General features: G+C 32.5%; 9 protein-coding genes and 1 pseudogene. 7 read left to right on the top strand and 3 right to left on the bottom strand.

Translation table 11 applies throughout. The features are described 5' to 3' along the window. Positions 1-85 precede the first annotated feature (85 nt). Positions 86-336 (top strand): annotated as a pseudogene (locus G7034_RS11885) (IS4 family transposase); the annotation flags it as partial. Between the two features lie 202 nt (positions 337-538). Beyond that, a complete protein-coding gene (locus G7034_RS06175) occupies positions 539-922 on the top strand; it encodes a YkvA family protein (protein ID WP_166400097.1) in 384 nt (127 codons plus the stop codon). 34 nt (positions 923-956) lie between these two features. Here G7034_RS06175 and G7034_RS06170 read toward each other — a convergent pair whose 3' ends face one another. Together G7034_RS06170 and G7034_RS06165 are read right to left on the bottom strand one after the other, a co-directional pair. Continuing rightward, a complete protein-coding gene (locus G7034_RS06170; RefSeq protein WP_166400096.1) occupies positions 957-2,756 on the bottom strand; it encodes a fasciclin domain-containing protein in 1,800 nt (599 codons plus the stop codon). A gap of 192 nt (positions 2,757-2,948) precedes the next feature. After that, complete coding sequence (locus G7034_RS06165) at positions 2,949-3,872, bottom strand: DUF6263 family protein (protein ID WP_166400095.1); 924 nt, start codon at positions 3,870-3,872, stop codon at positions 2,949-2,951. A gap of 135 nt (positions 3,873-4,007) precedes the next feature. Here G7034_RS06165 and G7034_RS06160 point away from each other — a divergent pair, with 135 nt between their 5' ends. From G7034_RS06160 to ribB, 4 genes are read left to right on the top strand one after another with little or no spacing between them, the layout of a single operon-like run. Further along, positions 4,008-6,371, top strand: a complete 2,364-nt coding sequence (locus tag G7034_RS06160) for an FtsK/SpoIIIE family DNA translocase (protein ID WP_166400094.1) — start codon at positions 4,008-4,010, stop codon at positions 6,369-6,371. 34 nt (positions 6,372-6,405) lie between these two features. Then, complete coding sequence (locus tag G7034_RS06155; RefSeq protein ID WP_166400093.1) at positions 6,406-7,053, top strand: LolA family protein; 648 nt, start codon at positions 6,406-6,408, stop codon at positions 7,051-7,053. Between the two features lie 3 nt (positions 7,054-7,056). After that, the gene (locus G7034_RS06150) at positions 7,057-8,718 is read left to right on the top strand and encodes an LptF/LptG family permease (RefSeq protein ID WP_166400092.1); all 1,662 of its coding nucleotides are present in this window, start codon (positions 7,057-7,059) and stop codon (positions 8,716-8,718) included. A 30-nt stretch (positions 8,719-8,748) separates the two neighbouring features. Continuing rightward, a complete protein-coding gene (ribB, locus tag G7034_RS06145; RefSeq protein WP_166400091.1) occupies positions 8,749-9,897 on the top strand; it encodes a 3,4-dihydroxy-2-butanone-4-phosphate synthase in 1,149 nt (382 codons plus the stop codon). 85 nt (positions 9,898-9,982) lie between these two features. Here ribB and G7034_RS06140 read toward each other — a convergent pair whose 3' ends face one another. Then, a complete protein-coding gene (locus G7034_RS06140; RefSeq protein WP_166400090.1) occupies positions 9,983-10,306 on the bottom strand; it encodes a DUF6787 family protein in 324 nt (107 codons plus the stop codon). A 134-nt stretch (positions 10,307-10,440) separates the two neighbouring features. Here G7034_RS06140 and G7034_RS06135 point away from each other — a divergent pair, with 134 nt between their 5' ends. Beyond that, a complete protein-coding gene (locus G7034_RS06135; RefSeq protein WP_166400089.1) occupies positions 10,441-11,592 on the top strand; it encodes an ABC transporter substrate-binding protein in 1,152 nt (383 codons plus the stop codon). Position 11,593: the final 1 nt, after the last annotated feature.

The following is an 11,593-nucleotide window of genomic DNA, read 5'->3' as shown; positions in this document are numbered from 1 at the left end:
TCACGATAGCTAAGGCTATCCTTCAAAAAATTGCCTTGTAACTGAATATCCTTATTGATTTTGACTTTGTGATTATAATCGAACTCAGGTTAATAGTATCGCAGAGCATTATAAAAAACGTTGGGATATTGAATTTTTTTTCAAATCATTAAAAAAATACTTACAGATGAAAACATTATAGGGTACATGGGTACAAGTGAAAATGCTGTTAAATCACAGATATAGATTGTTCTGATTAATTATTTACGCTTAGAACTGATAAGAAGAACAATAGATAAAACAATCTCTAATCTCACTAAAAAAATAACATTCTGCTTGTATCACTATCTTGTTTTATAGGGGCTAAAAAAGGAAGTTGTTAAGGAAATTCTACCTAATTCACAAATGGAATTAAATATAGGATGAACTTATTTTCAGGGTAAAAGCTATATTTGTAAAGCATTTGTTGGGCTAAAACTCTGTTTTTAGTCAAAACTAATAAAATTTCGGGTGCTAGTGAATTTTTATAATTATGTTTGATTGTTGAATATAGGTTACTATGAAAAAGAAAAAAATAGACGAAAATTATATTGAAGGCGAAAGGAAAAAGATTGAAGAAAAAGACATCAATCACGCCCTAACAAATGAAGAAGAAATTAAGAAGAAGGTATCTCGTTTAGGTAAGTTTAAGCAACAAATTAACCTACTTTTTTCAATGCTGAAAGACTACAAGAATAAAAAATATACTTCGGTGCCTTGGCTAAGCATTGCAGCTATTACATTTGCTTTACTTTATTTACTTAACCCTTTAGACTTCATGCCAGATTTTATTCCTTTTATTGGCTATGTTGATGATGCAAGTATTATTGGAATTACGCTGAAATTAATTTCTGAAGACCTTGAAGCGTATCAAAAATGGAAAGAAAAAAGCCACTTAGACTAATCTAAGTGGCTTATAAATATAATTTTTATTGAAATTATTGAATAACAATACCTCCTGTCATTGCTCCATGAATATTACACACGTAGTTGTCTAATTCTTGAGCTAAATCTTCTGTTAGTGTAAAACTTATAGCATTTCCTTCAATTTGAAAATCTATTGCTTCACTGGCCTCAAAGCTTCCTTCAGAAGAATCTTGCGATAACAAAAGACTGTCCATGGAATCTCTTAATCCAATTGGGTGGCTTCCAGCATTTTCAACTACCAAAGTATATCTAGTTCCTTGGGTCATTGTCCATGTGCTATTATTTTCATTTAATGATGTTACATTTTCGTCACCTATAATTTCAGAAACAAAATAAGCACTTGCTCCATCATTACCAATAACCAACGTTACTTCATTAAGATCTTGACCTAATTCAGGTAAAAGAACAGCATCAATAATGTGAACTACACCATTTTCAATAGCAACATCAGCTTGAATAACATTAGCTACTTCTCCGTTAGCATCAACAACACTAACGTCTTGTCCATCAAAGTTTACAGTCAATTCCTGACCGGATAAGGTTTCAAAATTATTTTCACCCATTTCTAAATCATTTGCAAATGCAACTGCCGGAATAACATGAAACCCAAGAACAGTTTCTAGGTTCTCAACTCCACCAATTGCTGTAATAAGTTCATCTAAATTAGTTGCATCAAAAGCTTCTAGAGCTGCATCAAAAGCTTCATTGGTTGGCGCAAACACAGTAATTGCATCTGCGTCAAGCAAGGATTCTCCTAAACCGTCAATTTCAGCAATGGCGTCTAATAAGTTGGTCAAACCTGCGTTTTCAGCGGCTTCTACAAGCGTTGGTAAGTCTTCCACTTCTAATTCAGGTAAAATTACATTATCAATAACATGAATCACCCCGTTAGAAGTCTGAATATCAGAAGTTAGTACGGTAATTTCTCTTCCATTAGCATCAGTAATAGTTACCCCGTTATTGGTGTCAATTTCAATAGTTCCACCTAACATTTCTAGCGGACCACTTGTTAAATCTGAAGCACGAACATTACCACCAGCTACCAAGTGTAAAGAGATAGCTTCTTCCAAAGTTTCTTGTGGCAAATCTTCTAAACTTTCTATACCTGTTTCTTGACTAATTAAAAATGCGAGAGCTGACTGAAACGCATCGTTATTAGGAGCGAATAAGGTAAAAGGTGCTGGTTCCTCTCCAGCTGGTGTTGACAATATATCATCAAAATCAGGTTGGTCTTCTCTTGTTATTGCTTCAACTAAAGTTTCAAACTGAGGGTCTGCCGTAGCAAAAGTTACCATATCTGGAATTGGTATTAGTTCATCAACCACATGAACAACACCATTATTTGCTACTAAATCTGGGTTAGTTACAGTAGATGCACCATTTAAGCGAACATCATCAGTTAAAGTTATCAACATATTTATTCTATGCTCATTTCCAGAAAAAGATTCTCTTGCGTTAGTTTCAATATATCCGTTGGATAAATTTTGAGATTCAGCGTTTCCAGTAATTACGTGATTAAGCAATAAATTTGATAATTCTTCTTCTGAAAATTGAGTAGCATCTATACCTTCAAAAGCATTATCATCTGGTGCAAAAACGGTAAAAGTACCGCTATCTAAAACCTCATCTAATCCAGTTTCAAGAATTAATGAAGTTAAAACCGTATGATTTTCACTGTTAGAAATAATTTCGAAAGTAGTAGGGAATGAATCGATGGGAGTGCCTGCATCATCATCGCTACTACATGAGCTAAAACCTACAATTACTAGAAATCCAAGTACTAGTTTACTTATTTTTTTTAATTTAATCATAACACTATTTTTTTTACGAATTTAATCAATGAATTCATTCAACCTATAAACAAAAAGTTAAAGCTTAATATGTTAATCATTTTTTTAGGAAAAAAACAAAACATCATAAAGCAAAAGAATATGTTTTAACAAAAATTTGTTTATTTAGGTTAAAAAGCAAGATAATGTATCTATTTGCTAAAACTATTCAAATTAATTGTTGGATAATTCTATAAGGTAAGTAAAATCTAAAGCTATTGTTTGATCTTCCATTTCTGGAGGAGCTTCAGCAAACTTCATGTTTCCTTTAGCATTTTGATTTACAGTTCCATCAACAATCCAACCTGTTTTTCGGTCTAGCTTTAATTCAGAGGTATTAGAACCTTCTAGGCTAAATATAAACTCCATTCCATTTGTGGTCATTCGGTTATCCTCTTCTTCAGTTTTAATGTTTCCCTCTCCTTCTATATAGACAAAATCTTCGTCAAAATCTTTTAAGGTAAATGTAGTTTTTATTTGAGCTGGATATCCGTTTTGAAGATTTGTAGTCACAGTCCAAGAATCACCAAGCTTAACTGGAGCTTCAGGGTATATAGCAAACGATGTTTCGAGTGAACCTGCAAAAGAATCTGCCCCAAAAGATTCTTGCATTTGCGCCTGGAATTGATTTTTTTCTAAATCGGAAAGGTTTTCGTTTGCAGCAATCAACTTTGTCCAGATTTTATCAATCCCCTCTACCTCAGAAACTCTTCCTTGATTTGACAAATTAAAGTTGAATTTTTCACCTACCATATCATTAAAAATAGAACTCAAAGGGTTCTCAGCATCAACTTCATCAGAACTAACTTTCATTTGCATTTGGGGCATTTGAGTTTCGTAAGATAGATAATCATAAAATCCTACAAGTTCATGACTCCCTTCTAAATTTGACTGGTTAATGAAACTCATTTTACCTTCAATGTACATGGTTAAATCAACATCTTGCCCCATCATTTTTTGATTCAAGTCCATTTTAATCTTTGAACTATGCTGATAAGTTTCTCCTTCAGTAAGTTGAAGTTTTAAATCAATTTTATCTTCCTGGTTACAGCTAATTAACCCTACAGAGAGTAATGTTAAAGTAATAAGTTTTTTCATTTTTGTTTTAATTTAAAGTTTGTGGCAATTTACTAAAATTGTATTCGAAGCTTTTATAACAAGCATATTTTTTTTAAATTGAAGATAAGTTGACAGACTTGATTATATTTGTATTTTTGCGCGTTTAAGAAATGTATGTCCAAAGCTAAGAAAAAAAATAATAACCCAAAGTCTGCTTGGAAGCTACCAAAGATAAAGTGGTCCAAAAAACACCGTGTTATTTTGGGTTCGTTTTTATTGTTTTTGGGGCTGGCTCTGTTTCTTTCTTTTATTTCCTTTCTATTTAACTGGAAAGCAGATCAATCTTTAATCAATGATTTATTCAATAAAGAGTTAGAAGCTAAAAATTGGTTGAGTAAGTTTGGCACTAAAGTTAGTCACTTTTTTATTTTTTCGGGTTTTGGTATTGGTGCTTTCAACATAGCTTTTCTTACTTTACTTACCGGTATTTACTTATTTTTATCACTATCTGCAAAAAAACTAGTAAAGTATTGGTTTTGGGGGTTATTTATAATGGCTTGGCTGGCCTTATTTTTTGCTTTTATAATTCCTTCACAGCCCATTTTAAGTGGCATTGTTGGTTTTGAAATCACCGAATTTCTTAGCCATTATATTGGGAAAATTGGCGTGGGTATTTTTTTAAGTTTTTTACTTATTCTTTACCTAGTTATTCGTTTAGGATGGACTCCAGATCAGCTTTCTGCTTACTTAAAAAACAAGAAAAAATCTATTGAAGATGAATTTGTTCATGCTGAAGAGCAAGCTACTTCATTGGAACAAAATGACCAAGCTAATAGTAGTAAAGAAGAGGAGGTTTCAGTTGATGAGGAAGGCCCATCAGAAGTAAAATTAAGTCCGAAAACTAAAGAAGAAAATTCGCTTTCAAAAGAAAAAATCCTTATTTCATCAGAAGAAGAAGGTGATGTTAAGATGGAAGTACAAGCCGCTGAAGAAGAAGATGAAGTAGATGAATTAAGTAAAAAGCTGGTACAAGATTTTGGTGAATTTGATCCTAAATTAGAACTTTCTAATTATCAATTTCCAAGAATAGACTTATTAGAGGATTACAACAAAGGCAAAGGAATTACTATTGATCAAAATGAGCTTGAAGCCAATAAAGTAAAAATTGTTGATACCTTAAAAAATTATAAAATTGGTATAGCTGATATAAAAGCAACCATTGGTCCAACTGTTACACTCTACGAAATAATACCAGAAGCGGGAATTAGAATTTCAAAAATTAAAAATCTAGAAGACGATATTGCATTGTCTTTAGCGGCTTTAGGAATAAGAATTATAGCTCCTATTCCTGGTAAAGGAACCATCGGCATAGAAGTACCTAACCAAAATCCTTCTATTGTACCTATGCGCTCGGTAGTTTCTTCGCCTAAGTTTCAACAAGCCGAAATGCAACTTCCTATTGCTTTAGGGAAAACAATTTCTAATGAAACTTTTGTGGTTGATCTAGCTAAAATGCCTCACTTACTAATGGCAGGAGCAACTGGTCAAGGAAAATCTGTGGGGTTAAATGTTATTCTAACATCACTATTATATCAAAAACATCCTGCTGAAGTAAAGTTTGTACTGGTTGACCCTAAGAAAGTTGAACTTACCTTATTTAATAAAATTGAGCGTCATTATTTAGCTAAAATGCCAGCTATTGAAGAGGCTATTATTACAGATAATGCAAAAGTGGTAAATACAGTAAATTCGCTTTGTATAGAAATGGATGCAAGGTATGATTTACTTAAAGATGCCATGGTTAGAAACATTAAAGAGTATAACCAAAAATTTAAAGCACGCAAATTAAACCCAGAAGACGGCCACAAGTTTTTACCTTATATTGTTTTAGTTATTGACGAATTTGCCGATTTAATAATGACGGCAGGAAAAGAAATTGAAACTCCAATTGCAAGGCTTGCTCAATTAGCTCGAGCTATAGGTATCCACTTAATTATTGCCACGCAACGCCCATCTGTAAATGTAATTACAGGGATGATTAAAGCTAATTTTCCTGCCCGTATTGCATTTCGAGTTACCTCTAAGATTGATTCAAGAACAATTTTAGATGCTGGTGGTGCAGACCAGCTTATTGGCCGGGGAGACATGCTTTTTACTCAAGGTAACGAACTTGTAAGATTACAATGTGCCTTGGTAGATACGCCAGAAGTAGATCGAATAACAGAGTTTATTGGAAGTCAAAAAGCCTATCCAGACGCTCACCTCCTACCTGAATATCAAGGGGAAGAAAGTGGCACAAGTATTGATGATAATATTGATGAAAGAGATTCACGATTTAAAGAGGCCGCAGAAATTATTGTTACTGCACAACAAGGTTCAGCTTCTCTACTTCAAAGAAAAATGAAATTAGGCTATAACAGAGCTGGTAGAATTATTGACCAACTTGAAGCAGCTGGAGTTGTTGGCCCTTTTGAAGGAAGCAAAGCAAGACAGGTTTTAATTAATGATTTGAACAGCCTAGAAGAACATTTAAAATAAAATTGAATTTTAAAAATTAAAATAGATTATACAAATGAAAAATATAATTATAGGTTTATTGGTGCTTGGATTTACGTTTTACGCAAATGCACAAAACAATAAAGAGGCTGAAAATCTGGTTCAAGATATTTTGAGCAAAGTAAAATCTTATGATAATATTTCTATAGAGTTTGCATACACCTTAGAAAATCTAAACGAAAATATCAAACAGGAAACTCGAGGAGATGTAAGTATAGAAGGAGATAAATACCTCCTTAATTTAATGGGAACAACTCGCGTTTTTGATGGCAAAAAAATCTACACAATTATTCCTGAAGACGAAGAAGTGATTATTTCTAATTACAACGATCAAGACGAAAATGAAATCACTCCTTCTAAAATGCTTACTTTTTTTGAAGAAGGTTATACTTATGAAATGGATATTGTACAGAATTATAAAGGTAGAAAAATTCAATTTATAAAATTGATTCCTAACCCAGGTTCAAATGAGGATATTGATGAAATCTTACTCGGTGTTGATCAGCAAACACTTCATCTACACACATTAATTCAAGTGCAAGAAAATGGAACAAAAACCTTAATACAAGTAAAAAGTTTTAAAAAAAATCAACCCCTTTCAGTTAAACATTTTGAATTTAACGAAGAACAGTACAAGGATTACTACATCAACCGATTAGACTAGGTTTTGAAAATACTTGATAGGTATATATTATTCAATTTTTTAAAAACCTTTTTTACGGTTTTTTTTATCCTGATAATGATTTTTATTCTTCAGGCTATCTGGATGTTTATTTCAGATTTTGCAGGTAAGGACATTGAAATTAGTGTTATTGCTCGGTTTTTATTTTATTACATACCCCATCAAATTCCTTTACTTTTACCCCTCACTATTCTAGTTTCTTCTATAATGACTTTTGGTCAGTTTTCAGAAAACTACGAGTTTGCAGCTATGAAATCGGCCGGAATTTCACTACAAAGAGCAATGAAAAGTTTAATTTTTTTCATTTTAATTTTAGGTTATGCTACTTTTGTTTTTGCCGATACCATTATTCCTTGGTCTGAATATAAAGCCATCAACCTAAAGAGAAACATTGCAAAAGCTAAGCCGGCAATGGCTATTGTAGAAGGCGTTTTTACCGATTTGGGAGAATACAACATAAAAGTAGATGAAAAATCTGGAGACAATGACCAATACCTTAAAAATGTTGTCATTCACAAAAGTGCTAAAAAAAACAGAGGTAATTTTACGGTAATCAAAGCTGAAGACGGCGAACTATATTCGGAAGATAATTCTAATATTTTACAGCTTATTTTATTTAATGGAAATTATTATGATGAAGTTGTCCCTAAAAACTACGAAGAGCGTCAACGTTTACCTTACTTAAAGTCTTCTTTTGATGAATACACAATAAATATAGATTTATCTAATTTTAACAATGTAGATTTTGACGATGAAAATGCAAAACATCCCTACAAAATGCTTAATACTAGTGAACTTCGGTTACAAATAGATTCATTTTCAACGTCAATCAATAATTCTAAAAGAAGGTATAGACGTTTGGTTAATCAACGTAATGGATTTACTAGAGTAACAAATAATCCTGATGATCAACAAGCAGAAAATCCACTAAAAAATTTGCAGAAAAATGTTCAAAAAAATAGACTAAACACCAATTTAGAACTCCAAAAGACCGACTCATTAGTAAAACAGAATACTAGCTATCAAAGAAATCGTGGCAAAGGAAACGCTCAAAAAAACAAAAACTCAGTAAAAGATTCACGAAAACTAAAAAAAAGCCATGAAGATTCATCTAATTTAAAAGAGTTAAAGCCTATTAAACATATAGACTCCTTGGTTTTAGCTTTTGAAGATCGGCAATGGCTGCAAATTTTTAGTCGAGCAAAAAGCAATATAAACAGTATTTCTCCACAAATTGAAAGCCAAAAAAACAGGTTTAAAAACAAGTTTATTATTATCAACAAAGCCGAAATAAACCTGCATAAAAAATACGCTATTGGTGTTGCTTGTATTGTCTTGTTTTTTGTTGGGGCTCCTCTAGGAGCAATTATTAGAAAAGGAGGTATTGGTCTTCCGTTAGTTTTTGCTATCATTTTATTTCTCATCTATCATTTTGTGGGAATATTAGCACAAAATGCTGCAGAAACCGGTCAGATAAGTCCTTTCTTAAGTGCTTGGATTTCAACTTTTATCATGTTTCCTTTAGGTGTATTTTTAACCTACAGAGCTACCACAGACCAAGGTTTCGGAAGTTTTGATTTTATCTCAGTACCGCTAAGAAAACTGTTAATTAAACTGAAACTGAACAAGTATAAAACGCGTGAATAATTAGCTTTGCTAAAAATTATAAAAAAAGGTATGTCTTTAAAAACACCTCAAGAAAATAAAATTCAACTTTCAACTATAGAAGAAGCTATTGCCGATATTAGGGCAGGAAAAGTAATTATTGTTGTAGATGATGAAGATCGAGAAAACGAAGGCGATTTTCTTGCAGCTGCTGAAAAAGTAACTCCAGAAATGATTAACTTTATGGCTACTCATGGGCGTGGATTAATATGTACGCCACTTACAGAAAAACGCTGTAAAGACTTAAATTTAAACATGATGGTAGGCAATAACACCGACCCTTTAGAGACTGCCTTTACAATTTCAGTTGACTTAAGAGGGAAGGGTGTTACTACAGGTATATCTGCCTCAGATCGAGCTAAAACTATTGAAGCTTTAGCCAATGAAAGCACAAAACCACAAGATTTAAACAGGCCTGGTCATATTTTCCCTTTAAAAGCAAAAGAAGGTGGCGTGTTAAGAAGAACTGGCCATACTGAAGCTGCTATTGACTTTGCCCGACTAGCAGGACTAAAACCAGCGGGAGTGATTGTAGAAATCATGAACGAAGACGGAACGATGGCAAGATTACCTCAACTTGCTAAAGTCGCTGAAAAATTTGGTCTAAAATTAGTCTCTATTGAAGATTTAGTGGCTTACCGTATGCAACATGACTCATTAATTCAGAAAAAACAAGATTTTGATATTCAAACAAGATTTGGTGATTTTAGATTACGTGCTTATCAACAAACCACTAATAATCATGTACATTTAGCCTTAACTAAAGGCACTTGGAAACCTAATGAACCCGTTATGGTAAGGGTCAACTCAACCTTAATTAATAATGATATTTTAGGCACACTTACCAATAATGCCGATAAAAAACTTGACGACATGTTTAAAGCGGTGAATAACGAAGGAAAAGGAGCTATTGTTTTTATTAATCAAAATGTACAAGGACTTAACTTAATAAATCGTTTAGAACAATTAAAAGAAAGCCAAGCTCAGGGTGAAATGAAAGCTCCAAGTGTTAAAATGGACAATAAAGATTTTGGTATTGGTGCACAAATTTTACACGATATAGGTATTCATAAAATCAAATTACTTTCTAATAGTCAGATGAAAAAACGAGTTGGTATGATTGGCTACGGTTTGGAAATCACTGATTATATCAATTATTAATTTTAGTGCATATTGTGCCCTTTAATTTAGCTTCATAGTTGTAATAATTCAGTATTAAATTGTTAGATTATATGGCAACTAGACCTTAGTGAGGTTTATCAGAGAATTTAATCCCCATTCTAGAAAGCATTTTCTTTTCAAAATTCCAAAAAAATTTGAATTGTCCAAATAAAAATCCAAAGGCTACTAATAAAATTTGGTAAATAGGGAAAATAATTAATATCCTCAACACATAGTAAAATGATACGCCTAGAAAAGTATCAGGAAAACTCTCTTTGGTAAGTGACAAAAACTCTAATAAAGGTGAACCAACGTAAACCGAAGATGAACCTGTTATTCCGAATACAATAAATATGATAATTAGCTGAAAGTTTGAACTTATTCCCCAGCGTTCTTTTAATTTATTCATGCCACAAAAATAATAATTCTCTAAGTGATAAGCTCCTATTTATAAAAAAATAGCTAGATTTATTTTATCTAACTAATAACCTATAAATCCGCTTTGTTGTGTGTATATTTGCTAGGAGTTTCAAATTAAAGCAAATGCAATTCAATCAATTCAAATTTCATAAAGGCCTAATTTTAATACTAGTTTTTTTAAACTTTGCCTGTGAATCACCTCAAAAAGAAAAATTTGATTTTAAAAGTTTACCCAAAAAGGAAGTGAAATATGCTTCAACATTTTCCATTTATGAAGCTGAAAATTTTAAGGTAATTGAAGTAAAAGAACCTTGGCCAGAGGCTGAAAAATCTCTCGTATATGCCCTTGCTGAAAACCCTGACAAACTACCCAAAAACTTTGAATATCATCATTTTATAAAACTACCAATAGAAAAAATGGTGGTTACTTCTACCACGCACATACCTTCATTAGAACATTTAGGCGACTTAAATAAATTAATTGGTTTCCCTGGTCTTGATTACATCTCTTCTAAACAAGCTAGAGAACTTATTGATCAGGGTAAAATTAAGGAACTCGGTAAAAATGAAAATATCAATACAGAGCTGTTAATTTCATTAGCTCCAGAAATTGTTGTTGGTTTTGCAATAGAAGGAAGTAATAAGAGTTTGAATACCCTAGAAAAAATGGGGGTTCCAGTACTTTATAATAGTGATTGGCTAGAAAAAAATCCACTAGGAAAAGCTGAATGGCTGAAAGTTTTTGGGCTTTTAACAGGCAAGGAAAAAGAAGCCTTTAAAGCTTTTGAAGAAATTGAAAAATCTTATTTACAAACCAAAAAAATAGCCTCAGAAACTACAGACCGACCTCTTGTTATTTCAGGAGCTATGCATAATGACCGATGGTATTTGCCTTACGGAAACTCTTGGCAAGGAAAACTTTTAGAGGATGCTAACGCTAAGTATATTTTCGATTACACCTCAGGAAGTGGAAGCATTGCTTTGGCTTTTGAAAAAGTTTTAGAGAAAGGAAGGCAGGCTGAGTTTTGGATAGGTCCTGCACAATACACTAGTTTAAATCAATTGTTAGACAACAATAAGCACTATAAAAAATTTAAGGCATTTCAGGATAAAAATGTCTATGGAACAGCATTAATTACAGGAAAAACAGGTGGTGTTGTTTACTACGAGTTAGGTCCTAATAGGCCAGATTTAGTGCTGAAAGATTTAGTAAAAATTTTACATCCAAAATTGCTCAAAAAACATAAATTACAATTTTTTAAAGCATTAGAATAAA

It is taken from the genome of Psychroflexus maritimus (genome assembly GCF_011089875.1).
In the GTDB taxonomy this organism is placed as follows: Bacteria; Bacteroidota; Bacteroidia; order Flavobacteriales; family Flavobacteriaceae; genus Psychroflexus; species Psychroflexus maritimus.
Note: the sequence above shows the minus strand (reverse complement) of the source record. Positions and strands in the feature narration are given on the sequence as shown.

Bases quoted from the DNA above. Each gene is read 5' to 3' on its own strand.
- G7034_RS06175 (WP_166400097.1), top strand. From the start codon at position 539: ATGAAAAAGAAAAAAATAGACGAAAATTATATTGAAGGCGAAAGGAAA.
- G7034_RS06170 (WP_166400096.1), bottom strand. From the start codon at position 2,756: ATGATTAAATTAAAAAAAATAAGTAAACTAGTACTTGGATTTCTAGTA.
- G7034_RS06165 (WP_166400095.1), bottom strand. From the start codon at position 3,872: ATGAAAAAACTTATTACTTTAACATTACTCTCTGTAGGGTTAATTAGC.
- G7034_RS06160 (WP_166400094.1), top strand. From the start codon at position 4,008: ATGTCCAAAGCTAAGAAAAAAAATAATAACCCAAAGTCTGCTTGGAAG.
- G7034_RS06155 (WP_166400093.1), top strand. From the start codon at position 6,406: ATGAAAAATATAATTATAGGTTTATTGGTGCTTGGATTTACGTTTTAC.
- ribB (WP_166400091.1), top strand. From the start codon at position 8,749: ATGTCTTTAAAAACACCTCAAGAAAATAAAATTCAACTTTCAACTATA.
- G7034_RS06140 (WP_166400090.1), bottom strand. From the start codon at position 10,306: ATGAATAAATTAAAAGAACGCTGGGGAATAAGTTCAAACTTTCAGCTA.
- G7034_RS06135 (WP_166400089.1), top strand. From the start codon at position 10,441: ATGCAATTCAATCAATTCAAATTTCATAAAGGCCTAATTTTAATACTA.